Raw genomic sequence first — 23,253 nt, forward strand, 5'->3', positions numbered from 1 at the left:
CCCGCTCCCGTCCGTGCTCCTCGGTCCCTGCCCAGGTCTCTGCCCACGGCGTCCGTCCTCTCCTCGCGACTGCGGCGGGGCTGACACCCGCGCATTACATACCATTCGTCATAACTTCATCACTTATCAGCGTAGGAAAGGCGGCGAAACGCGGTCGACGGGTCACCCGGCGGGTCCCGGCGGGCCACTTCGCGGCTTTCGCCGTCTCCCGGCCGCCTCCGTCGCTCGCGGCACGCCCGCCGCCCTCGGACCCGTCCGACCCGCGCACCGTCGCCGCCGTACGGGGGTGCCCCGGTCCCGCGGCACGCGTCGATCGCTCAGGTGTGTCCCAGGTCATGTGTCCGGCGGCTCCGTGGGCGATGAGTTTCCGGTGGGAGGGGGGTCTTCCGTCCGTACACCGCAACGGAAACCGAGAGTGGAGAAAGTCCCATGCGCATCGTCATCAGCGAGTTCATCAGCCTCGACGGCGTCGTGCAGGCCCCCGGCGGGGCGGAGGAGGACCGTGAGGGCGGATTCACCCACGGCGGCTGGACCCACCCGTTCTTCGACGCGGAGGTGGTCGGCGGGGCGTTCGACGAGGCGATGAGCACGGCCGACGCGCTGCTGTTCGGGCGCCGCACGTGGAAGACGATGGCGGAGGCGTGGCCGGCGCGGGCCGGTGACCCGTTCGCCGACCGGATGAACGGCATCAGGAAGTACGTCGTGTCGGAGACGCTCGGTCACGCCGATCTGACGTGGGACAACAGCACACTCATCGCCGGCGACGAGGCCGTCGCCCGGATCCGGGAACTGCGCGGGGCCGAGGGCGGAGACCTGCTCGTGATGGGCAGCCCCACCCTCGTCCGCGCCCTGCTGGGCGAGGGCCTCGTCGACGAACTGCGGCTCATGATCATGCCGGTGCTGCTGGGCGGCGGTAAGTCGATCTTTCCCGCCGACGGCGGGCTGCGCACGCTCGAACTGGTCTCGTCCGTCAGCAGCGGCGCCGGTGTGCAGGTGTGCACCTACCGCCGGACCGCCGACGCGTGATCCGGGCGGGCCGCGTCGCGGCCGGGGGCGTCAGAGCCTGTCGGGCCCGGCCGTCACGGCGGAGTGGCACCCGCCGTCGACGGCGGAGGGCGTCAGGCCGCCCGGGTCAGGGCCACACCAGGCAGTACGGCTGGTGCCCGGCCTCGTGCAGACGTACCGAGAAGTCCTGCCACTCGTGCAGCAACTGGCGGGGGCGGTGGGGTGACCTGCGACTTTGCCGCGAAACCGCTAAGGACCAGGGAAAACTACGCTTGGTAGTTCTCACTGGTCCGCGGTGTTTTCCGGCGCGTTGTGCCCTGGTTGTGCCCTGGTTGTGCCCGCTGGGATGGAGCCCTGAGCCTTGCGCGCGGTGGCGGTGGCGGTGAAGGAAGTCATCGGCGTTGGCGTCTGACGTGGACGTCTGCGGTGTGTGGCGCGTTGACAGTGTGGTGAGCCGGGATGGCGCGGGCGGCGAGAGTGACGCCGCTGACAATGCGGCAGCAGCGGCCGACTGCGATGCCGGGGCCGAGGCTGATGTTGCTGCCGGTCTGTACGCGGTCGCCGATGAGGGCGCCGAACTGCGGCGTGCCGCAGCGGTAGAGGCCCTCGGGGGTGCGCAGGATGATGTCGCGTTCCGGGCGGCGCAGGTCGGGGCTCCACATGCTGATGGCGGCGACGGTGACGCCGGCGGACAGGTGGGCGTCGGCGCCGACGAGCGTGCGGTTGACGCCGATGCGGTGGCCGAGGACGGAGCCGTGGCCGATGAACGTCTTGGTCACCTCGCAGTTGAAGCCGATCGAGACATCGGCGCAGAGCACGGAGCCGGCTCGCACGGTGGAGAACTCCCAGACCTGGACGCGGGGCCCGATGATCACGTCGTCGCCGATGATCGCTGTGCGGTGGATCCGGGCGGTGGGGTGGATGCGATGCGGGACGTGGTCGAGAGCCTGGTGGTGCAGGTTGTCCCAGTCGGCGAGGAAGTCGGCGAGCTCGTACTCCGCGAGGTGGCTGTAGGGGGTGCGGTGCAGGTCGTGGTCGGCGCGGACGGTGAGGTAGTCGCCCAGCTTGATCGTCGGCATGGCGGAGCCTCTCTTGAACGAGTGGTGACGGGCGAGGGACGTGCGGGTGAAGGACTACGATCGCGGGCACCGCCGCCGAGCAAGCTGGGAGTGGCCGCTGTGTCTGAGCCGCGTGTGGGTGTGGTCGTGGTGACCATGGGCAACCGGCCTGCCGAGGTCGAGGCGCTTCTGGCTTCGGTGGCCAAGCAGGACACGCCACCCGATCGGATCGTGATCGTCGGCAATGGCACGCCGCTGCCCGACTTCCCGGGTCTGCCCGGCGAGGTCACGGTCCTGGAGCTGGAAGAGAACCTGGGCTGCCCAGGCGGCCGGAACGTCGGCATCGCCCGACTGCGCGCCTTCGGTGACATTGACGTCGTGATCGAACTCGACGACGACGGGCTGCTCGTCCAGACCGAGGTGTTCGACCAGGTGCGGCGCCAGTTCGCTGCCGATCCCCGCCTCGGCATCGTGGGCTTTCGCGTCGCCGACGAGCACGGCGAGACGCAGTCGCGGCATGTCCCGCGCCCCGGCGGGCGAGATCCGATGCGCCGGGGTCTGGTGACCGGATTCCTCGGTGGTGGGCACGCGTTCTCGATGCGGATGCTGAACGAGATCGGCGACTGGCCGGCGGATTTCTTCTTCACCCACGAGGAGACCGATCTGGCCTGGCGGGCCCTGGACGCGGACTGGAAGATTCTTTACGAGCCTGGCCTGTTGCTGCAGCACCCCAAGACCTCCCCAGCTCGCCATGCCGTCTACTACCGCTTTACCGCCCGCAACCGCGTCTGGCTGGCCCGGCGTCGCCTGCCGCTTCCGCTGGTCCCCGTGCACTTGGGCATCTGGACGCTGATCACCCTGCTGCGTACGCGATCACTGGGCGGGCTGCGGGCCTGGGCGGGCGGTTTCCTCGAAGGCTGGCGCACGTCGTGCGGCGAGCGGCGCCCGATGCGCTGGCGCACAGTGGTGCGCATGACCCGGCTCGGCCGCCCGCCTGTGATCTGACGCGGCCCGGATGACGTCACGCGGGTGCGGTCTGCCGCAGCCAGTCGGGGATCGCCTGTGGGGTGCGCTGAAGCCACGCGGTGTAGCGGGCGATTCCCTCCTCGACCGTGATCGCGGGCTGCCAGTCCAGCAGGTGCCGCATCCGGCCTATGGCCGCGTAGCCTCCCTGTGGGTCTCCCGGCGGCATCGGGGTCTCCATGAACTGAGTCCGCGGATAGTGCTGTTGGACCTGCTCGGCCACCTGGCGGATCGTCGTGGCGTGCCCGGTGCCCAAGTTGACTGTCTCATTGTGTGCTCGCGGCGCGACCAGCGCCCGCACCGTTCCCGCGGCGACGTCGTCGACGTGGATCAGGTCGCGGACCTGGTGCCCGCCGCCGTTGAGGTGCAGCGGCAGCCCGAGGGCGGCGCGGGCGGCGAACCAGGCGACCACCCAGGAGTGGGAGCCGCGTTTGACGGTCTGCGGATCCCCGTACACGGAGAAGTAGCGCACGATCGCGTACGAGGTACCGACCTGGGCCAGGTGGAGCGCGGTCTGGAACTCGCCCCACAGTTTGGTGTTGGCGTACACGGACAGCGGCTGCAGCACGGCGCTCTCGCCGAAGCAGGGCGGCATGTGTCCGTAGACCGCCTCAAGGAGTTGGCGCATCGAGCGGGTCTCCGCACAGGCGGGGCGCTCGTCGCGGTTGCCATTGCCGTAGACGCTGGCCGAGGAGACGTAGCAGAAGCGGCGCACCCGCTCGCAGGCGGCCACGGCGTCCAGCACGGTCTGGGTGCCGATTACGTTGGTGGTGATCGCGTTCATCGGGTGGCGGGTGCAGGCGGCCACGTCGGCGAGTGCGGCGGCGTGGATGACGTAGTCACAGTCAGCGACCAGACGCCGCACCAGCTTGGCGTCGGTGACATCGCCGACGGCGAAGTCCGCATCGTCCTCATCGACGCCGAACAACAACCGGTACGCCGACAGTGGGTAGGCATCCAGACGGCACAGGCTCACCGGACGCGCTCCCACCTCGCGCAGGTGAGCCGCGATGCGGCTGCCGATCAGCCCGCCTCCACCCGTTACCAATACGGTTCGGCCGCACAGTTCTGCGGTCAGATCGTCGTGCGTAGCCTGCACAGTGCCTCCTGGCGTCAGAGGGTGGCGCGCATCGGCGGGTAAGCGGCCCGATGGGCTGATGCGTGCGGGTGAAGGCGTGACTCGCGCCGGTGGTCGCCTGCCGCGAGTCACGCTGGTGTCGCTCGGTGCAGCGGGTTGCCCGGTGCCGGGGTGACGCGCAGGAAGACGGTCACGATCTCCCGGAAGCCTGTGTGCCCGGTGGTCCCTGCATGTGCCAGAGCCCATCTGTCCGGCTGGAGTTGGCTGGTGCCGGGCTCCGAGCGTTCCAGGCACGTGGTGCACTCCATCTCCCGGATCGGCGCCGAGACGCCCGGTGCGCGGTCCCGTCCGATGGTCCAGTCGGCGAATCGGTACACGGTGCCCGCGTTCATTCCGCGGCCTCCGTTCCCCTGACCGACGTCAAGGCGGCAAGGCGACCTCGGCCGGTGTTCGCTACGTCGGCGACATCTGCCAGGTGGCACAGGCGGGCCGGTGTCCGCGGGGCGACCGACCAGTACGTGCCGGGCGGTTGGGTGCGATCGGGGCAGGGGATCCCCACCCAGGTACCGACTCCCAGGTGCCGTACGCCGGGCTGCTCAACTTTCCGTCCGGCATCCGCGGGGACCAGGGCGTAGTAGTGGCGGTTTCCGCTGTCGTGGATCACCGGGCCGAGCTGGAGCCGCCCGGCCAAGTAGTCGGCCACCGCGTTGGGTTCGTCGCTCCCGGCGGCGGCGTGCACCAGCCTCTCCTCGATCCGCACCGCAGCGAGCAGACGGCCCAGCGGCAGCAGCGCCACCGTCCGGGTCGACCACTCTGACAGCGCCCGGCCTGGCATCGGATGCGCCTGTACGAGCCATTCGGAGATCATCCTGTCCGTCGGCTCCTGCGGCATCACCGCGCACCCACATTCGTAACGACGTTCATACCGGCTCTCTCCCTATTACGCTCAGTGGTCGATGGGTACGACGGTAGGCAGCGGTGATCTCTGCTTGAAGTGACCACCAGTACGGGTGGTCAGCCGCGGCCCGCAGGGGAATGGGGGTGTCATGCCGTCAAGTTCCCGGCCAACCCTGACCGGTAGTCAGGGAACGGCCGCCCGCCCCCGTTCGGGGATCATCTCCGGCTACGTATTCCGGCTCCTCCGTGAGCAGTTGGGGCAGACGCAGGAGTCGGTGGCAGAGCGGTTACGGGTGGCCGCCGACACGATTGCGGGCTGGGAATCCGGCCGGCGCCCGCTCACTGCCGTCCCCGTCGGGCAGATGCTCGGGCACCGACACCGGCTCCTGCAGCTGGGCACCGCTCCGGCACTGCTGCGGACACTCGAACGTGCCATGGAGGCCGATGTCCTTCTGGGCAGCTCCCTGGACGACGCGGCGCCGGTCGACGAGAGCCCGCTCGGTGCGTGGGTCTTGCAGCGAGACTTGGTTGAAGTGCTGTCCTGGCCCCTCACAGGTGTACCGCCGCAGCCGGTCCGCGATCTTCCCGCACCGCCCCGGCCACGGCGTGGGCCGGTTCCCTCGGCCCCGGAGCTGTCGTCCGAAGACCGTCGCCGGTTCTTCACGCGCATGCGCGGCGCGGTCGAACAGGCACGTGAGGAGAGTCAGTTCCTTCTGCGTCGCCAGGCCCTGTACCTGTCGGGCTACGACGACCAGGCCGACACCTCGGACTGGCTCGCCCACCAACAGGGCACCGAGCGGCCGAACGACTGGCTGACGCAGTGGCTCAACGCCCGCTCTGTCGCCGCCGTGGCGGCCCGCCAAGGCGACCTTGACCGGATGAGCCACTTCATCGACTCCGCGCTCGCGGACGACGACGCGGGGGAGGCCGCCAACCTCAACTACTGGGCCTACTGGATCGGCGAGGCCCCGCATCTCGAACTGTCCGACGACTTCATCGCCTCACGTACGCCCGGCCCGTGGCCCGGCCACAAGCTCCTGGCCCACCTCGCACACGGCCTCGCGCCTCAGCACGGGTATCTCGACCTGAACATCCACAGCCTGTGGGCGCTGCTCACGATCCGCCCCAACCTGCTGCGTTCCGGTGCGGTGGCCCGGACCCTGCACGACCGACTTCCGATGATGTTGGATAGCCAGGAGCTGTCGGCGCGTGCACGCCACGAGCTGGAGAGCATCCGGTACGCGATCCGCCTCGCAGGGGCGTGAGAGGAGACGGACGGTGGCAGACGACCTGTCCGCGGTGGCCCGATTCCTGTACGAGGCGGGGACGCTCAAGCAGGCCAGGCGCACCGGCTGGTGGATGGCCGGTGTCCGCGACCCCGAGAGTGTGGCCGAGCACTCCTGGCGCACCTCGCTGATTGCCTCGGTCATCGCCAAGCTGGAAGGCGCGGACCCGGCGCGGGCCGCGTTCCTCGCGGTCTGGCACGACTCCCAGGAAACCCGCACCGGCGACGTGAACCACCTCGGCAAGAAGTACGCCGAGGGAACCGACCCGGAAGCCGTCACCGCCGACCAGACCAAGGGCATGCCGGAGCTGCTCGCCTCCACCATCCGGGAGCTGGTCGCGGAGTACGAGGCCAAGGAGTCAGCCGAAACGCTGTGCGCCCGCGATGCCGACAAACTCGAATGCCTGCTGCAGGGCATCGAGTACAAGGCCCAGGGCTACCAGAACGCCCAGCGCTGGATCGACAACAGCCGGGCCCGCCTCACCACCGAGTCCGCGAACCGGCTCGCCGACGAACTGCTCGGCATGGACTCCCTCGACTGGCTGCGTACCGCCATGGGCGAAGAGCCGACGCCTTGATCCTGTTCATACCGCTGATGTTTCTCGCTGCCGCCTTCGCCTGTGCGGACATGGCCACGGTTGGGGGCCATGGCTCTGATGTCGGCCACTGCAGCGTGCTGGCGGGGATCGTGCTGGCCGCCGGAGCTTCGCATGCGCGTCCGACCGTCAGCGGGCGCCACTAGCCACGTCGGCGCCGCTCTGTGATCTGCTCCGACGCTGTTGTACGCGCGGGCTGCCGTGAAAGGAGAACTTCCACACGAAGGCCGAGGCGGACAACCGCGCCGCCGAGGTCGACGTCGAGATCCGGCAGGGCTCCTACGTCGTCCCCGCCGAGACGAAGCAGACGCTCGACGCCTACGCACAGAAGTGGCTCGACGCGAACTCCGTCGGCCCGACGACTGCGCTCCGCTATGAGGCGACGGTCCGCAACCACATCACCGAGCACCTCGGCCGACGCGAGCTGCGATCCCTCAACCAGCCCTCGGTCATCCAGGGTTGGATCCGCACACTCCAGGACGGCGGCCTGGAGGTGTCGACGATCGAGGGCATCTTCGACATCCTCTCCAGCATCCTCGGCGCGGCGGTGGAGGACGGGCTGCTGCCGAAGAACCCGTGCAAGGCGAAGTCGGTCAAGCTCCCGACCGCGACCAAGAAGAAGATCATCCCTTGGTCGCTGGAGCGCGTCCGCGCGGTCATCACCGAACTGCCGAAGCGCTTCCAGGCCGGGGGTAAGCTCGCCTTCGGCTGCGGTCTGCGGCAGGGCGAGGTGTTCGGCTTCGCCGTCGAGGACATCGACTTCAAGGGCGGATGGATCCACGTCAACCGCCAGGTGCGGCTGGTCGGTACGAAGCCCGTCTTCGCTCTGCCCAAGGGCAACAGGATCCGGTCAGTGCCCCTGTCGGCTCAGCTCGCCGCAGCCCTCAGGGCGCACATGAAGGAGTTCCCGCCGGTCGACGTCATCCTGCCGTGGGGCAAGCCGGACGGCGAGCCGAAAACCTTCCGCCTCCTCTTCGCCGACAAGAAGGGGCGGGCCTACAGCCGCAGCGTCTTCAACATGGGTGACTGGAAGCGCGCCCTTGCCGCCGCCGGCGTGATCCCTCCCCGAGAGCGCGGGGCGCGCTACCTCCAGGCGGCTCCGGAAGACGGCATGCACGCCCTCCGGCACGCGTACGCCTCCGTGCTCCTGGACGCGGGGGAGAGCATCAAGGCGCTCTCCGAGTACCTCGGCCACTCGGACCCGGGCTTCACGCTGCGGCCGTATACGCACCTGCTGCCGTCCAGCGAGATCCGCACCCGTAAGGCGATCGACGACGCCTTCACGGAACCGGAGACCCAGGAAACCGGCGAAGCCCAGGGCACATCAGTGCCCCCAGCGAAACCCATGTGCCCTCAATGTGCCCTGGCCGCCTGACGGCCTCTCTCCGCACATGACGGGGGCGGGGTCCGAAACCCTGCCCGAAAACCACTGAAACCCCAGGTCAGGGCCACACCAGGCAGTACGGCTGGTGCCCGGCCTCGTGCAGACGTACCGAGAAGTCCTGCCATTCGTGCAGCAACCGGTAGACGTCGAAAGCGTCCCGCGGGCCGCCGCGGTCGGGGACGGTGGACCAGATGAAGGCCGCCGCGCCGACCGATTCCTCGCCGATGCCCCGCAGCGGGTCGACCACGGTCATGGGCAGTTTCACCACCGCGTAGTCCGGGTGGAGGACCACCAGTTCCAGCGGGGGCACCTTGTGCAGGGGCAGGCCCTGGATGCCGGTGAGCACCATCGCGGCTATGGTCTCCGGCTTGATCTTGGTGAACATGCCGCCCATACCGAGCTCGTCGCCGCCGAGTTCCTCCGGGCGCATCGAGATCGGGACGCGGGCCGCCGTGGCGCCGTCGGGTGCGCCGAAGTACTTGTACGTCACCCCCAACCGGCCACTTCCGCTCCCTGTCGTGGGTTCCGTCGGTCCCGCGGGTTCCTCCGTACGCCGTCGCCGGTGTTTCCCCCGCCGGGCAGGCTCGGGACCCAGGTCGTCGGTCCCCTCGCCCAGTCCGCCACCGCGATGCATATCTCCACCCGACTGCTTTTTTGGCAGCGCGATCCGCGTCGCGCAACCCGATCACCGTGTCAGTGACCTCCCCCACGCTCTCGCGGTGAAACACCTGTCCGCAAGAACGTCGGGCCCTCTGACACCATGGATTCCGTGAGCCACCCCTATGACGCCCCAGTTTCGCAGACGCGGAGCACCTACGCCCCGGCGTGACGCACAGGGTGCCCACGCACTCCTTCCGTACTCAGAGCCGTACTCGCAGGTCAGGACCACAGTGCCGTATTCATACGAAGCCCCAGTCTCACAGACGCTGTTCGACCGCGCGTCCCTCGTGACGCCCGGCGGCGTGAACTCGCCGGTGCGCGCCTTCCGGGCCGTGGGCGGAACGCCCCGATTCATGGTGTCCGGTACCGGCCCGTACCTCACCGACGCGGACGGTCGTGAATATGTCGACCTCGTCTGCTCGTGGGGGCCGATGATCCTCGGCCATTCCCACCCCGAGGTGGTCGCCGCGGTGCAGGAGGCCGTCGCCCGCGGCACCTCGTTCGGCACGCCGGGCGAGGGGGAGGTGGCCCTCGCCGAGGAGATCGTCGCCCGGATCGAGCCGGTCGAACAGGTCCGTCTGGTGTCCTCCGGCACGGAGGCCACGATGTCGGCGATCCGTCTGGCCCGTGGTTTCACCGGCCGGGCGAAGGTCGTCAAGTTCGCCGGCTGCTACCACGGCCACGTGGACGCGCTGCTGGCCGCGGCCGGCTCCGGCGTGGCCACCTTCGGACTGCCCGACACGCCCGGCGTGACCGGCGCGCAGGCCGGGGACACCATCGTCCTGCCGTACAACGACCTGGAGGCGGTCCGGGCGGCGTTCGCCGCGCACCCGGGCGAGATCGCCTGCGTGATCACCGAGGCGTCGCCGGGCAACATGGGCGTCGTCCCGCCGGCCGACGGTTTCAACCAGGGCCTCGCCGACCTGTGCCGGGAGAACGGTGCGCTCTTCGTCTCCGACGAGGTCATGACCGGTTTCCGGACCTCGCGGGCGGGCTGGTACGGCGTCGACGGCGTGGCGCCGGACCTGATGACCTTCGGCAAGGTGATGGGCGGCGGCTTCCCGGCCGCGGCCTTCGGCGGCCGTGCGGACGTCATGGGACACCTCGCCCCGGCCGGGCCGGTCTACCAGGCGGGCACCCTGTCCGGAAACCCGGTCGCCACGGCCGCGGGCCTCGCCCAGCTGCGGCTGCTCGACCAGGCCGCCTACCGGACGGTCGACGCGGTCTCGGAGGAGATCCGGGGGCTCGTCACCGGCGCGCTCGCCAAGGAGGGCGTCGCGCACCGCTTGCAGACCGCCTCCAACATGTTCTCGGTGTTCTTCACGGCGGACGAGGTGCGCGACTACGAGGACGCGAAGAAGCAGGAAGCCTTCCGCTTCAACGCGTTCTTCCACTCGATGCTGGCGGACGGCGTCTACCTGCCGCCGTCCGCCTTCGAGTCCTGGTTCGTCTCCACGGCCCACGACGAGCGGGCGGTCGAGCGCGTCGCCGCCGCCCTGCCCGCCGCCGCCCGTGCCGCCGCGGAGGCCACCGCATGAGCGTCGAGCGTGTCGACAGCGGCCTGCCGAACAGGCTCCCCGGGCAGGACGACATCACGGTCGTCCACCTGATGCGCCACGGCGAGGTGCACAACCCCGACGGCGTGCTGTACGGGCGCCGTCCCGGATACCACCTGTCCGAGCTCGGCCGTCGCATGGCGGACCGGGTCGCGGAGCACCTGGCGGACCGGGACATCACCCATGTCGTCGCCTCGCCGCTGGAGCGTGCGCAGGAGACCGCGGAGCCGGTCGCCAAGAGCCACGGTCTGGATCTGGCCACGGACGGGCGCCTGATCGAGGCCGCCAACGTCTTCGAGGGCAAGACCTTCGGTGTCGGGGACGGGGCCCTGCGCAAGCCGGGCAACTGGAAGCACCTGACCAACCCGTTCAAGCCCTCCTGGGGTGAGCCGTACGTCGAGCAGGTCGTCCGGATGATGGGCGCGCTGGACGCGGCGAAGGACGCGGCCCGCGGTCACGAGGCGGTCTGCGTCAGCCACCAGCTGCCGATCTGGATCGTGCGCAGCTTCGTGGAGAAGCGGACGTTGTGGCACGACCCGAGGCGCCGGCAGTGCACGCTGGCCTCGCTGACCTCGTTCACCTACCGGGGCGACAGGATCGTGTCGGTCGGGTACAGCGAGCCGGCCAGGGACCTCGTCCCGGCGCACCTGCTCGCGGGGGCGAAGCCGGTCAAGGGGAAGTCGAAGGCGTTCGGGGCCTGACCGCCCGGTCGGAGGCCACCCGACAGGCTCTGAGCACAGCCCCGGAGCCTCGGTCGTTCCGGACCGGCGCCGCGGTGTGTGACGCGGTGTTCCGCGGGTACACCGCCAAGGCGATCGGATGACGTCACGTCATCCGGTCGCCTTGAGATTTTTGTGCTATTTCCCGGAACCTTCTGGTTCCTCCCCGCATCTCACTCATTGCCGGTTCGGATGACTGTGGGGTCATACGCAAGCGCGAATGGGGACGTCATGCGCGGGATCAGTCGAAGGGGCCTCATCGGGGCGGGTGTCGGAGCGGCGGCGCTCGGAGTCGCCGGATGCGGCTTCGTGAATCAGGACAAGTCAGGACGTTCCGCCGAGGGTAAGGGAGGTGACGTCCCGGCGTCGCCGAGCCCGTCGCCCACCGGGGAGGTCCGGCTGATCGGTGACGGCTCCACCGCCGACACCGGAAGGCAGCCGCACCAGCCCGACGCGCCCGTCCCGCTCGAACCCGGACAGACGCCCCCGCAGTTCGTGATCTTCTCCTGGGACGGCGCCGGCGAGGTCGGCAACGGACTCTTCCCGCGCTTCCTCGAACTCGCCCGGAACCACGACGCGGCGATGACCTTCTTCCTCTCCGGGATCTATCTGCTTCCCGAGTCGAAGAAGGACCTCTACCGTCCGCCGAACAACCGCGTCGGCGCCTCCGACATCGGCTACCTGACCGACGAGCACATCAAGGAGACGCTCAGGCACGTCCGGCAGGCATGGCTCGACGGCCACGAGATAGGCACCCACTTCAACGGCCACTTCTGCGGCGGTTCCGGCTCGGTCGGCAACTGGACGCCCGCCCAGTGGCAGAGCGAGATCGACCAGGCCATGGCGTTCGTCACCCAGTGGAAGACGAACAGCGGCTGGACCGACCTCGACCCGCTGCCCTTCGACTACCAGAAGGAACTGGTCGGCGGACGCACTCCCTGCCTGCTCGGTCAGGACAAGCTGCTCCCCACGGCGAAGCGCCTGGGCTGGCGCTACGACGCCAGCTCGCCCGGAGGCCGCCAGACCTGGCCGGCCAAGCGCCGGGGCATCTGGGATCTCCCGCTTCAGGCGGTGCCCTTCCCGGGCCACTCCTTCGAGGTCCTCTCGATGGACTACAACATGCTCGCCAACCAGTCGAAGAACACCACCCAGGGCGTACCCGCGCGCTACCCGGGCTGGCGCAAACAGGCCACCGAGGCGTACCTCGCCGGCTTCGACCGCGCCTACGCGTCCAACCGCGCCCCGTTCTTCGTCGGCAACCACTTCGAGCAGTGGAACGGCGGCATCTACATGGACGCCGTCGAGCAGGCCCTGAAGGTGATGGCGGGCAGGAAGGACGTCCGCCTGGTGTCCTTCCGCCAGTTCGCGGACTGGCTCGACGTGCAGGACCCCGCGATCCTCGAACGGCTCCGCACGCTGGACGTCGGCCAGGCCCCGACGGGCGGCTGGAACGCCTTTCTGCGCCCCGCCCGAGTCCCCGCCACCCAGGCCCCGTAAGCGCTCGTACGCCCCTTAGATCCTCTTGACAAAGGGCTTTATGGGCACCTAAGGGCTGTCCTGTGGGGGGTGCCCAAGATCCCTGGAACGCCCATGCGAAACTTTTCACATGAGCCTGAGCCGTACCCCTCGAAGCACCCTGCTCGCAGTAGGAACGCTGACGGCCGCCCTCGTCCTGTCGGCCTGCACGTCCGGCGGCAGCACGGCGTCCGGTGGCGGAGGCGGAACCAACTTCGTCCGGAGCTCCGGCGGTGTCGACATCGTCGCCAAGGGCGACCGGCGGGCCCCCGGCGCGCTGTCGGGCGAGACCCTCGACGGCACGAAGCTCGACGTCGCGGACCTCAAGGGCAAGGTCGTCGTCCTCAACCTGTGGGGTTCCTGGTGCGGTCCCTGCCGCGCGGAGGCCAAGCACTTCGTCAAGGTCTCGGACGACCTGGCCGACAAGGGCGTGGAGTTCGTCGGGATCAACACCCGCGACTACAACAAGCAGCCGGCTCTCGCCTTCGAGGAGGCGCACGGCATCACCTACCCGAGTCTCTACGACCCGCAGGGCAGACTGATCCTCTCCGGATTCCCCAAGGGCACGCTCAACCCCCAGGGCATCCCCACGACGATCGCCCTCGACAAGGACGGCAAGATCGCCGCACGCGCGCTGCAGGCGCTCGACGAGGAGAAGCTCCGTTCCATGATCGACCCGCTCGTCGCGGAGAAGTGACCGTGCTCGCACTCGCCGCCGAGGTCGGCCGCAACGAGACCGTCTACAGCGGCGCGCTGATGCTCGCGCTGCCCGTCGCCGTCCTCGGCGGACTGGTCTCCTTCTTCTCGCCCTGCGTCCTGCCGCTCGTCCCCGGCTACCTCTCCTACGTCACGGGCGTCAGCGGCACCGATCTCGCCGAGGCCCGGCGCGGCCGGATGGTCGTGGGCGCCTCGCTCTTCGTCCTCGGGTTCACCGCCGTGTTCGTCTCCGGCGGTGCGCTCTTCGGATACTTCGGTTCCACGCTCCAGCAGTACCAGGACACCTTCTCCCGCGTGCTCGGTGTCCTCATGATCCTGCTGGGTGTCTTCTTCATGGGACTGATGCCCTGGCTCAGCCAGCGGGAGTTCCGGTTCCACAAGCGGCCCGTCACCGGCCTGGCGGGCGCCCCGCTGCTCGGCGCGCTCTTCGGGATCGGCTGGACACCATGCCTGGGGCCGACGCTCACCTCGGTGAACATGCTCGCGTTCGACCAGGCCAGCGCGGGGCGGGGCGCCCTGCTCACCATCGCGTACTGCCTCGGTCTCGGGGTGCCTTTCATCCTCGCCGCGATCGCGTTCCGCAAGGCACTCGGCGCGTTCGGGCGGGTCAAGAAGCACTACGCGTGGGTCATGCGGATCGGTGGCGGCATGATGATCCTGACCGGTCTGCTCCTCCTCACAGGAGCGTGGGACAGCATGGTGTCCCAGATGCAGAGCTGGTCCGAAGGCTTCACGGTGGGGATCTGAGTTCCATGGGCAAGACCGAGACCGAGACCGAGACGCGAGATCCGGGCGACCCCGGAGCGCGGTTGTCCACGGCCCCCCGCGAGGAGACCGCCGTCGGTGGCCCCGTCCTCGGGGTGACCGGCTGGATCCGCTGGCTCTGGCGCCAGCTGACCTCGATGCGGGTCGCGCTGCTCCTGCTCTTCCTGCTCTCCCTCGGTGCGATCCCGGGCTCGCTCATCCCGCAGAACAGCGTGGACGAGCTGAAGGTGAGGGCCTTCAAGGACGCCCACCAGACGCTCACGCCGGTCTACGAGAAGCTCCAGCTCTTCGACGTCTACAGCTCGGTGTGGTTCTCCGCGATCTACATCCTGCTGTTCGTCTCCCTCATCGGCTGCATCGTGCCGCGCAGCCGGCAGTTCGTCGGCCAGCTCCGGGGACGCCCGCCGGGCGCACCGGGGCGTCTGACCCGTCTGCCGGCGTACACCACCTGGCGCACCGAGGCCGGACCCGAGGAGGTCCGGGAGGCGGCGCTCGCGCTGCTCAAGGGCCGTCGTTTCCGGGCCCACACCGTCGGGAACGCGGTGGCCGCGGAGAAGGGCTATCTGCGCGAGGCCGGGAACCTGGTCTTCCACATCGCCCTGATCGTGATGCTGGTGGCCTTCGCGACCGGCCAGCTCTTCAAGTCCGAGGGCGGCAAGCTGATCGTCGAGGGCGACGGCTTCTCCAACACGCTCACCCAGTACGACGACTTCAAGTCCGGCTCGCTCTACAGCACCGACGACCTCGCCCCGTTCGGCTTCCGCCTGGACGGCTTCACCGGTACGTACCAGAAGGACGGTCCTCAGCGCGGTACCCCGCGAACCTTCGAGGCGGCCGTCACGTACTCCGAGGCGGGCGGCGCCGACAAGAAGGCGGTCATCCGGGTCAACCAGCCGCTCGTGGTCGGCGGGTCCAAGGTCTACCTGATCGCCCACGGCTACGCGCCCGTCGTCACGGTCAAGGACGGCCGCGGCGAGCTCGTGTACCAGGGGGCCGTCCCGCTGCTGCCGATCGACAACAACATCACCTCCACCGGCGCGATCAAGGTGATGGACGGCTACCGCGACAAGAACGGCAAGCGGGAGCAGCTGGGCTTCCAGGCGTTCTTCGTGCCGACGTTCGCCGGCGCGGGCAAGGGCACCATGTTCTCGCAGTTCCCGGGCCTCGACTTCCCGGTGATGGCGCTGACCGGGTTCCACGGCGACCTCCGGGTGGACTCCGGGCTGCCGCAGAACGTGTACCAGCTCGACAAGTCCAAGATGACCCAGTTCAAGGACGCGGACGGCAACAAGCTCGCGCAGCGGCTGCTGCCGGGCGAGACCATGACGCTGCCGGACGGCGCCGGCTCGATCACCTTCGAGAAGGACGTCAAGGAGTGGGCCAGCTTCCAGATCTCCCAGCAGCCCGGCAACGGTCTCGCCCTGGCGGGCGCGATCGCCGCCATCGCGGGCCTGTCCGGCTCGCTGTTCATCCAGCGGCGCCGGGTCTGGGTCCGGGCCGTCCGGGGCGAGGACGGCGTCACCGTCGTCGAGATGGCGGGTCTGGGCCGGAGCGAGTCCGCGAAGCTCCCCGAGGAACTGGCCGATCTCGCGGTCACGCTCAACGAACAGGCGGCGCCGACCGCACCGGAACCCGCAGAAGAACCTGCCGAAGCTGGAGAGGCTGACAAGTGATCCTCGCCGCCGCGACCGACCAGAGCCTGGCGCAGATGAGCGACTACCTCATCTACTCGTCGATGGCCGTCTACACCCTCGCCTTCCTGGCCCACATCTCCGAGTGGGCGTTCGGCAGCCGCAGCAAGGTGGGCCGTACCGCCGCCGCGCTCACCCGGGAGACGTCCGGCCGGCCGGACGTCACCGTCCGGCTGAAGCAGACCGGCGGCGGCACCGCCGTCCTCGACAAGCCCCGGGTCGTCACCCGCTCGTCCGCCGGAGCCCGGGACGTCCCGGACGGCCCCGGCGCGGCGGGCGGCACCGTCAAGGGCGACCTGTACGGCCGGATCGCGGTGTCCCTGACGGCACTGGCCTTCCTGATCGAGGCATCCGGTGTCGTCGCCCGCGCACTCTCCGTGCAGCGCGCCCCCTGGGGCAACATGTACGAGTTCTCCACCACCTTCTCGACGGTGGCCGTCGGCGCGTACCTCTGCTTCCTCCTCGCGCGGAAGAACGTCCGGTGGATCGGTCTGCCGCTGGTGACGACCGTCCTGCTCGACCTGGGCATGGCCGTCACGTGGCTGAAGACGCCGAGCGACCAGCTGGTGCCGGCGCTGGACTCGTACTGGCTGTGGATCCACGTCTCCACCGCGATCTTCTGCGGCGCCGTCTTCTACCTGGGCGCGGTCGCCACCCTGCTCTACCTCTTCCGCGACTCCTACGAGAACAAGCTCGCGACGGGCGGCAACCCCGGCGCGTTCGCCCGCTCGGTGATGGAGCGGCTGCCGTCCGCGGCCTCGCTGGACACGTTCTCGTACCGGGTCAACGCGGCCGTCTTCCCGCTGTGGACCTTCACGATCATCGCCGGCGCCATCTGGGCCGGTGACGCGTGGGGACGCTACTGGGGCTGGGACGCCAAGGAGGTCTGGTCCTTCATCACGTGGGTCGGTTACGCGGCGTACCTGCACGCACGCGCGACGGCCGGCTGGAAGGGGCGCAAGGCGGCCTACATCGCGCTGATCGCGTTCGGCTGCTTCCTCTTCAACTACTACGGGGTCAACATCTTCGTGAACAGCAAGCACTCCTACGCGGGGGTGTGACGCGACGGCGGGGCGGCCCCGGGTTCCCGCGGGCGGGCGGTCCGGACCCTCGGTCCGGGCTTCCCGCCCGCGCTCGCGTCCCGCGCGTCCCGGGGCGACGCTGGAGAGATGAGCGAGATATCCCCGGGCAGCTGTACCCACGACGGTGACGTGCTTCTGCTGCGGTACACGGTGGACCTGCCGCACCCGGTGGCGCGGGTCTGGGAGGCCGTCGCGACCGCCGAGGGCATGCGGGAGTGGCTGTGCGCGGCCGACCCGATGGAGCCACGGCTCGGGGGGCTGCTGACGCTGCACCGGCTCAACGGGGACGCGGTGGTGTCGGGGCGCGTCACGGCCTGGGATCCGGAGTCCGTGGCCGAGTACACCGTCGATCCGCCGCACGGCCGGGTCCGGTTCCACCTGGAGCCGGGTGGTGCGGGCGCCGGGTCGACCGTGCTGCGTTTCACCAACGAGTTCCGCGGGACGCCGGAGCAGAAACTGGACATGATGGCGGCCTGGCACGACCACTTCGAGCGGCTGGCCGCCGCGCTGGACGGTTCGCCCACGGACTGGGCCGCCTGGAACGCGGACCGCTGGCAGGAGCTGCGGGAGCTGTACGCGCGCGACGAGGCGCCCTGGCCCCGGTGGGAGCCGTAGGCCCCGCGCCCGGGGCGGCCCGCGGGGCGGCTGTCACTCCCGTCGCGGCGGGAGGCAGGGCGCGGCGGGGGGATGGCCCTCGGGCCAGGCGATCCGGACGAACTTCTGGGTGCCGTCCTGGGCGAGCTCCACGATCGGCACCGCCTTGTCGAACGGATTGCCGTAGTTGTCCAGGCAGATCCAGCCGCCGGCGCCGTCGACCCGGAGGGAGCCCTTGACCTGGGGCCACTGGGTGGCGACGTCCGCCGTGTCCGGGTACCGCTCACCCTCCGGGGTCGCCTGACGGATCGCGTGCACCGCCGTGGCCATGGCGTCGTAGGCGATGATCGCCTGACCGTCGGCGAGCGGGACCGGCTCCTTCGACACCCGCTTGATGTCGCCGAGGAAGGTCAGGTACGCGGCCGTCGAGCCGCCCGTCGCCGGCACCTGGCCGCCCCGTGCCGGATTCCAGGCGTCCGGGTGGGCGAGCGCCGCGTAGCGGACGGTCAGCCGTCGCTTCAGCGCGGTCCGGTCGAGCTTGCGGTCCGCGCCCAGGTACGAGCCCTCGTCACCGGTCAGGATCGTGAAGGACCGCTCGGCACAGCCCCGTGCGCCGAGGGCGTTGATGAACTGGCGCAGCTGGGTGTGGCGGCCGGCGAAGAAGACGGTCTCCGCCTGCGTGTCGCAGATCAGGTGGGTGATCTGACGGAAGGTGTTGGCGGTGGTGCCCTCGTCGTTCGGGTCGGGGGGCGAGGTGAAGAGCTGCGGTTCGTAGGGCGCGCCCCTCAGGGAGGCGGCGAACGCGGTCTTGAGGGTGTCGGTGTAGTGGTCGCCGGTCCGGGTGTCCTGGACGAGGAGGGCCTTGGCGGCCACCACCTTGCCGAAGTGGGCCAGGGCCTTGGCCTCGTCGCCGTTGGTGGGGGAGACGCGGGCCAGACCGGGGTAGCGGTTGCCGCCAGGGCCGTTGGCGATGTCGTCGGCGGTGATGGTGGTGCCGACGACGGCGATGCCCGCGCCGGTCAGGGACGCGACCGCCTCCCGCACCTCGGTGGAGCTGGTGGCGACCCCGGAGACCGCGCGCAGCCGGTCGGGCGCGCCCGTCATCGTCTTGAGCCGCTCGACGGCGGGTTCCCAGTGGGCGTTGCCCTTGCCGGTGTTGGCGAGGACGAGCCGGATCCCGGGGGTCTCGCTGTTGGAGGCGTGGTTGGCCCGGTACTGCCGGGCGTAGGCGCCCTGCACCTCGTGCAGGACCTTGATCCCCATGCCGGGGTCCGTGGAGGTCAGTGGCAGCAGCAGGGCGACCGTGGCGTACTCGTCGGCCTTCAAGGTCGCGTTCTCCGTGGCGATGGCCCGGGTGATCCCGGTGAGGGCGGCGACGCCGAAGTCGTAGCCGTCACCGTTGACGCCGACGCATTCGGTGCTGCCCGCGGGACGTTCGACGCCCGGGGCGCAGGAACGGTCCTCCGGTGTGGTGACGCGGTCCACGGCGTAGCCGGCCGCCGTGCCGAGCACCGCCAGGACCAGCACGGTGGTGACGATCTTCTGACGGGTGGTGAACCAGACGCGGTAGCGCAGCCGGTTGCCGGCCATGGTCTCAGCCTCCGATCTCCGCGCCTGGCGGCAGGGAGAGGTCCCGCCAGTCACGGATGTCCTTCGGCCAGTGGGTGGCCGCGTCCCACAGCAGACTGTTGCCGGTCAGGTGGCGGCCGGAGAGCTGGCGTAGCTCGTGCGCCAGCTTGTCGGTCACCTCGCCGTCGGGCAGTGCGAGCGGATCGGTGAGCAGCCAGACGGCGTGCAGCAGCCGTCTGAGGAGCAGCTGGAGTTCGGCGGCGCCGTCGTCGAGTGCGGGCGGCAGCTGTTCGGCGGGCCGGCGGCCGAGGGCGATCGCGCGCCGTGGGTCGGTTCCGGCCCCGTCCCGTCTTCGGGGGTAGGGCGCCGAGGCGATGAAACGGAGCCGGCCCAGCCAGCCCAGGACGTCCGGGTCGGGGAAGGTCAGGCGCAGGTGCGTGACGGCGTGCTCGGTGCGGTCCAGGGCGAGTTCGTGGTGCAGCCGGTGGGGGCCGGCCGGTTCCCCGCCGTAGTGGCGGTGCAGGGTCTCGTGGACGGCGCGCCAGGTGGCGTAGCCCTCGCCGTCCTCGAAGCGCAGGCGGTGCAGGAGCAGGGCGCGCAGCAGCGGGTCGGCCACGAAGTGGTCGGGACTCTCCGGCCAGTCCTCGGCGCGCAGCCGGTCCCGGACGCGCAGCGCCATGTCGCCGTCGAGGGACTCCCCGCGCAGCCGGGTGCGGGCGAGCAGACGGGCCGACTCCTCGTCGTGGGCGGCGGCGAGGACGGAGAACGGGCCGGGGTGGACGCCCGGCAGGAGTTCCGCGAGGAGGGCCGGGGAGACCGGGACCGCCGAGGCGTCCTCGCGCAGCTCCACGCCGAGGTCGAGCAGGCCGCCGGGGGTGAGGGCGGAGCGGAGGGGCTCCGGGGCCTCGCTCGCGGCCCGCCCGAGCAGGATCACGCCGAGCGGGCGTCCACCGGTCAGCCGGTGGACGCCCCGGGCCAGGTCGGCGGGTGTGCGGCCGGCCGGGTCGACGTGGTCGAAGGCGCTCTGGGTCTGGGCGGGGGAGAGCGGGGTGAGTTCGACGGCGAGGATGCCGGAGGTGACGTCGGGGCCGCGGGGGCAGGGGGCGCGGTGGGCGGTCTCCGGCAGGCGCAGGCGGGTGGCGTGCCGAATGCCGTCGTGGTCGCGGACGCGGGAGGCCGCGAAGACGACGACATGGTCGCGACGGCCGTCGGCGCGGGCTCGCAGGATCGGTTCGACCAGGCGCCGGCCGAGGGGTTCATGGGCGTTGTCGAGAAGCAGGACCGGCCGGCCGCGGCGGGTGCCGCGGCGGGTGAGCCCGGTGTACGCGCGCCCCAGGTCCTCGATCAGCGCGCCGACGAGGAAGTCCTCCGCCTCGCGCCGCCGCCGGCCCCCCTGCCCGAAGTCGACGGCGAGCTGCTGGAGTCCGGCCTTGCCACGGCCACCGGCGTTGCGGTAGGTGCCGTACCAGCCCTCCGCGGTGCGCTGGAAGCGGCCGAACACCTCTTCCAGGACCGTCTCGACGGTCGCTTCGGCGAGCAGCCCGGCCATCGGCGCGGTCGCCTCGGCGAAGGTGGCGGCGAGCTTGGCGAGGACCTTCCCGACCCAGTTGGCGGCGGCTCCCTTGGCGGCGTCGACGGTCGCGAGCACGGGCCCGAGCCGCTGGAGGTCACGCCGGGCCCGTTCGTCGTCCTCCCGCGACCAGCCGATGGAGGCGACCGCGACCAGGCCGAGCGAGAGCCGGGGGAACTGCACGGGCCTGGCCGCGTGCACCTTCGGCGACAGCTGGACGGCGAGTTCGGCCAGGGCGCCGGTGAGAGGGTTCCAGCCGGGGCCGTGGTCGGCGGGCGGCTCGAGGTGGGCGCAGTCGAGCAGGGCCAGCGGGGTGGCCGGCCGGTAGGCGTTGCGGAGTTGCTTGAGCAGGGCGGTCTTGCCCATGCCCCGACCGCCGGTGAAGACGGTGACGGGCGGGTCGTCGCCGTGTTCGTAGGCGGTGCGGGCGAAGGCGTACGGGGTCAGGCCGATGAGACGGGCCGCGAGCCCCGCATCGTGGAAGACCGCCTCGCGGCCGTACAGCTCTCTGTCCACCCGTTACCCCCCGTCACAAGTCAACTCCACTTTATCGAGTGCGTGTTGGAGGGGTAGGTGGCTTGCCGGCACTGTTGCGCAGGTGTTGTCATCCGGTGGCGATGGCGTCCAGCCGCGACCGCAGATAGGCGTGGGACTCGATGCCGTGGATCGTGGTGCCGGGGTCGCACTCGTAGAAGTAGACGAGCGACATCAGTTCCTCGGCGGGCGCGTCGGCCGGGGGCGGCAGGACCCGGTGCCGGCCGGAGCGCCACCGGCCACCGGTCCAGCTCGCCATCAGGTCGCCGATGTTGACGGTCAGTGCCTCGGGGTCGTACGGGGCGTCCTGCCAGCCGTCGGCGTCGGTGCATACCTGGAGACCGCCCCGGCCGGCCTGCCGGTCCAGGAGGGTGACCGTGCCGAAGTCGGTGTGCGGGCCGATCCGGAACTGGCCGGGCTCCGGCTCGCCGGTCCGCTCCCGCGCCGGGTACCAGTTGATGTTGAAGCCGAAGGTCGGGTGCCCGGTGTGCCGGGTGAAGAAGCCGGCGTCCTCGCCGAGCGCCGGCCCGAGCCGGTCCAGAATGCGGTCCGCCAGGGCGCGCATCTGCCCGAGGTACGCCTCCACCAGCGGCTTCAGCCGGGGTACCTCGGCGGGCCAGGTGTTCGGCAGGAACCACTCGGCGTCGACGGCCGGTTCCCCGGTGGGCTCCTCGGCCGCGAAGGAGAGCGACTCCTTGAGGTCGGGCGGGGTCGCCGTGCCCTCGGCGTACGCGTTGGCCTCGGCCCCCGGACCGAGCCAGCCCCGGCCGCCGACCCGCACCGCGTACGGCTCCTTGACGGCCGCGGGCAGGACGAAGAAGGCGCGGGCGGCCTCACGGATGCCGGTGCGCAGCGCGGGGTCGATTCCGTGGCCGGTGACGAGCAGGAAGCCGGCCTCGCGCAGGGCCCGGTCCACGGCGGCCCGCTGCCCGCGCGGATCACCGTTCAGGTCGATGGTGGGAACGACCGGCCCGCTCGTCCTCCGCGCCCGGTCCGGCCTTCCGGTCTTACTCATCGCCGATGTCCTCGTTCCACAGGGCCGGGTTCCGCCGGACGAACTCCCGCATCAGCGCGGTGCATTCGGGGTCGTCGAGCACGACGACCTCCACCCCGTGACCGGCCAGCCAGTCCTGCCCGCCGCGGAAGGTCTCCGCCTCCCCGACGACCACCCGGGAGATCCCGAACTGCCGCACCAGCCCGGAGCAGTACCAGCAGGGTGACAGCGTCGTCACCATCGTCGTGCCCCGGTAGGAGCGTTGCCGTCCCGCCGCCCGGAAGGCCGCCGTCTCGGCGTGGGCCGACGGGTCGCCGTCCTGCACGCGCCGGTTGTGCCCGCGGCCGAGGAGCGTGCCGTCGACGCCGTAGAGGGCGGCCCCGATGGGGACTCCGCCCTCGGCGCGTCCGGTCCGCGCCTCGTCGACCGCGGTCGCGAGCCACTGTCGTGCCTGTTCCTGGTCCATGCCCGGGACTCTTCCCCGCCAGGGCGGCGGTTCACGCGGGGTGGCCGGCCGGGCTACTTCTCCGGGGAGTGCGCGTTCTCTCCGGCGGCGGGCATGACGTACGAGCCCTTGCCGGGCACCGTGTAGATCAGCCCACGCTCACGGAGTTCGCGCATGGCCCGGCGCGCGGTCAGCACGGCGATGCCGTAATCCTCGGCGAGGCGCCCCGGGGTGGGAATCACCCGATCGGGGGAGTACTCCCCGGTCGCGATCTTCTCGGCGATCAGGTCGGAAAGCTGTATGTACAGAGGGCGTCCCGACTTCGGATCAAGGCTCACCGGGACCGCCCGATGAGCCGTTGCGGGGCACGACGGTCCGCACCGCGACCGCGCGGGCGACGGCTGGTGGGTGAGGCCGGAGAGCGCCGAAGCGGTGCGCCCGTCCCGGCCGGCCGACGTGCTCACGGCCGCGCCCGAGCCGGAGTTCCGTTCACCGCGCTGCGTCGTCGGCCGGCAC

22 protein-coding genes and 1 pseudogene are annotated in these 23,253 nt (G+C 70.6%); 13 read left to right on the forward strand and 10 right to left on the reverse strand.

The window, feature by feature from the left end:
* Positions 1 to 429 precede the first annotated feature (429 nt).
* Positions 430 to 1,026, forward strand: coding sequence for a dihydrofolate reductase family protein (locus tag OG393_RS17900; protein ID WP_327375662.1), 597 nt, complete (start codon positions 430 to 432; stop codon positions 1,024 to 1,026).
* A gap of 371 nt (positions 1,027 to 1,397) precedes the next feature.
* Here OG393_RS17900 and OG393_RS17905 read toward each other — a convergent pair whose 3' ends face one another.
* Positions 1,398 to 2,084: a transferase gene (locus tag OG393_RS17905; RefSeq protein WP_327375663.1), complete on the reverse strand. Its 687-nt coding sequence runs from the start codon at positions 2,082 to 2,084 to the stop codon at positions 1,398 to 1,400.
* Positions 2,085 to 2,183: 99 nt separating this feature from the next.
* Here OG393_RS17905 and OG393_RS17910 point away from each other — a divergent pair, with 99 nt between their 5' ends.
* Positions 2,184 to 3,068: a glycosyltransferase family 2 protein gene (locus OG393_RS17910; protein WP_327375664.1), complete on the forward strand. Its 885-nt coding sequence runs from the start codon at positions 2,184 to 2,186 to the stop codon at positions 3,066 to 3,068.
* A gap of 16 nt (positions 3,069 to 3,084) precedes the next feature.
* Here the strand turns inward: OG393_RS17910 and OG393_RS17915 are convergent, their stop codons facing one another.
* The 3 genes from OG393_RS17915 to OG393_RS17925 form a co-directional block, all read right to left on the reverse strand.
* Positions 3,085 to 4,185 carry an NAD-dependent epimerase/dehydratase family protein gene (locus OG393_RS17915; RefSeq protein WP_327375665.1) on the reverse strand — a complete coding sequence of 367 codons (1,101 nt, stop codon included), beginning with the start codon at positions 4,183 to 4,185 and terminating at the stop codon, positions 3,085 to 3,087.
* A 107-nt stretch (positions 4,186 to 4,292) separates the two neighbouring features.
* Complete coding sequence (locus OG393_RS17920; protein WP_327375666.1) at positions 4,293 to 4,556, reverse strand: DUF7848 domain-containing protein; 264 nt, start codon at positions 4,554 to 4,556, stop codon at positions 4,293 to 4,295.
* Positions 4,553 to 5,032 (reverse strand): hypothetical protein, encoded by a 480-nt coding sequence (locus OG393_RS17925; RefSeq protein ID WP_327375667.1) that lies wholly within the window; start codon positions 5,030 to 5,032, stop codon positions 4,553 to 4,555. The genes OG393_RS17920 and OG393_RS17925 overlap by 4 nt, the downstream gene beginning before the upstream one ends.
* Positions 5,033 to 5,210: 178 nt before the next feature.
* Here OG393_RS17925 and OG393_RS17930 point away from each other — a divergent pair, with 178 nt between their 5' ends.
* The 3 genes and pseudogenes from OG393_RS17930 to OG393_RS17940 form a co-directional block, all read left to right on the forward strand.
* The gene (locus tag OG393_RS17930) at positions 5,211 to 6,326 is read left to right on the forward strand and encodes a helix-turn-helix transcriptional regulator (RefSeq protein WP_327375668.1); all 1,116 of its coding nucleotides are present in this window, start codon (positions 5,211 to 5,213) and stop codon (positions 6,324 to 6,326) included.
* Positions 6,327 to 6,339: 13 nt separating this feature from the next.
* Positions 6,340 to 6,924, forward strand: coding sequence for an HD domain-containing protein (locus OG393_RS17935; protein WP_327375669.1), 585 nt, complete (start codon positions 6,340 to 6,342; stop codon positions 6,922 to 6,924).
* A gap of 223 nt (positions 6,925 to 7,147) precedes the next feature.
* Positions 7,148 to 8,317, forward strand: a pseudogene (locus OG393_RS17940) (tyrosine-type recombinase/integrase); the annotation flags it as partial.
* 67 nt (positions 8,318 to 8,384) lie between these two features.
* Here the strand turns inward: OG393_RS17940 and OG393_RS17945 are convergent.
* On the reverse strand, positions 8,385 to 8,960 hold the full coding sequence (locus OG393_RS17945; protein WP_327375670.1) for a hypothetical protein: 576 nt from the start codon (positions 8,958 to 8,960) through the stop codon (positions 8,385 to 8,387).
* A 256-nt stretch (positions 8,961 to 9,216) separates the two neighbouring features.
* Between OG393_RS17945 and hemL the strand changes: the two genes are divergently transcribed.
* The 8 genes from hemL (at position 9,217) to OG393_RS17985 (ending at position 17,646) form a co-directional block, all read left to right on the forward strand.
* Positions 9,217 to 10,524 (forward strand): glutamate-1-semialdehyde 2,1-aminomutase, encoded by a 1,308-nt coding sequence (hemL, locus tag OG393_RS17950; RefSeq protein ID WP_327375671.1) that lies wholly within the window; start codon positions 9,217 to 9,219, stop codon positions 10,522 to 10,524.
* Positions 10,521 to 11,243 carry a histidine phosphatase family protein gene (locus OG393_RS17955; RefSeq protein ID WP_327375672.1) on the forward strand — a complete coding sequence of 241 codons (723 nt, stop codon included), beginning with the start codon at positions 10,521 to 10,523 and terminating at the stop codon, positions 11,241 to 11,243. Before hemL ends, OG393_RS17955 begins: the two co-directional genes overlap by 4 nt.
* Before the next feature lie 249 nt (positions 11,244 to 11,492).
* On the forward strand, positions 11,493 to 12,758 hold the full coding sequence (locus tag OG393_RS17960) for a hypothetical protein (RefSeq protein ID WP_327375673.1): 1,266 nt from the start codon (positions 11,493 to 11,495) through the stop codon (positions 12,756 to 12,758).
* Positions 12,759 to 12,867: 109 nt separating this feature from the next.
* Positions 12,868 to 13,473 carry a TlpA family protein disulfide reductase gene (locus tag OG393_RS17965; protein WP_327375674.1) on the forward strand — a complete coding sequence of 202 codons (606 nt, stop codon included), beginning with the start codon at positions 12,868 to 12,870 and terminating at the stop codon, positions 13,471 to 13,473.
* A 59-nt stretch (positions 13,474 to 13,532) separates the two neighbouring features.
* Positions 13,533 to 14,240 (forward strand): cytochrome c biogenesis CcdA family protein, encoded by a 708-nt coding sequence (locus OG393_RS17970; RefSeq protein WP_327378466.1) that lies wholly within the window; start codon positions 13,533 to 13,535, stop codon positions 14,238 to 14,240.
* 5 nt (positions 14,241 to 14,245) lie between these two features.
* Positions 14,246 to 15,931 (forward strand): cytochrome c biogenesis protein ResB, encoded by a 1,686-nt coding sequence (gene resB, locus OG393_RS17975; protein WP_327375675.1) that lies wholly within the window; start codon positions 14,246 to 14,248, stop codon positions 15,929 to 15,931.
* Positions 15,928 to 17,010, forward strand: a complete 1,083-nt coding sequence (gene ccsB / locus OG393_RS17980; protein WP_327375676.1) for a c-type cytochrome biogenesis protein CcsB — start codon at positions 15,928 to 15,930, stop codon at positions 17,008 to 17,010. Before resB ends, ccsB begins: the two co-directional genes overlap by 4 nt.
* A gap of 108 nt (positions 17,011 to 17,118) precedes the next feature.
* Positions 17,119 to 17,646, forward strand: coding sequence for an SRPBCC domain-containing protein (locus tag OG393_RS17985; protein WP_327375677.1), 528 nt, complete (start codon positions 17,119 to 17,121; stop codon positions 17,644 to 17,646).
* Between the two features lie 33 nt (positions 17,647 to 17,679).
* Here the strand turns inward: OG393_RS17985 and OG393_RS17990 are convergent, their stop codons facing one another.
* The 5 genes from OG393_RS17990 to OG393_RS18010 all read right to left on the reverse strand — a co-directional run bounded on the left by OG393_RS17990 (position 17,680) and on the right by OG393_RS18010 (position 23,075).
* Positions 17,680 to 19,215 (reverse strand): ABC transporter substrate-binding protein, encoded by a 1,536-nt coding sequence (locus OG393_RS17990; protein ID WP_327375678.1) that lies wholly within the window; start codon positions 19,213 to 19,215, stop codon positions 17,680 to 17,682.
* Positions 19,216 to 19,219: 4 nt separating this feature from the next.
* The gene (locus OG393_RS17995; protein ID WP_327375679.1) at positions 19,220 to 21,280 is read right to left on the reverse strand and encodes a hypothetical protein; all 2,061 of its coding nucleotides are present in this window, start codon (positions 21,278 to 21,280) and stop codon (positions 19,220 to 19,222) included.
* An 88-nt stretch (positions 21,281 to 21,368) separates the two neighbouring features.
* Positions 21,369 to 22,313: an isopenicillin N synthase family dioxygenase gene (locus OG393_RS18000; RefSeq protein WP_327375680.1), complete on the reverse strand. Its 945-nt coding sequence runs from the start codon at positions 22,311 to 22,313 to the stop codon at positions 21,369 to 21,371.
* Entirely contained in the window at positions 22,306 to 22,758 is a 453-nt protein-coding gene (locus tag OG393_RS18005) for a nucleoside deaminase (RefSeq protein ID WP_327375681.1), read from the reverse strand. Before OG393_RS18005 ends, OG393_RS18000 begins: the two co-directional genes overlap by 8 nt.
* 53 nt (positions 22,759 to 22,811) lie before the next feature.
* On the reverse strand, positions 22,812 to 23,075 hold the full coding sequence (locus tag OG393_RS18010; protein WP_327375682.1) for a GntR family transcriptional regulator: 264 nt from the start codon (positions 23,073 to 23,075) through the stop codon (positions 22,812 to 22,814).
* Positions 23,076 to 23,253 lie beyond the last annotated feature (178 nt).

It is taken from the genome of Streptomyces sp. NBC_01216 (assembly GCF_035994945.1).
Classification (GTDB): domain Bacteria; phylum Actinomycetota; class Actinomycetes; order Streptomycetales; family Streptomycetaceae; genus Streptomyces.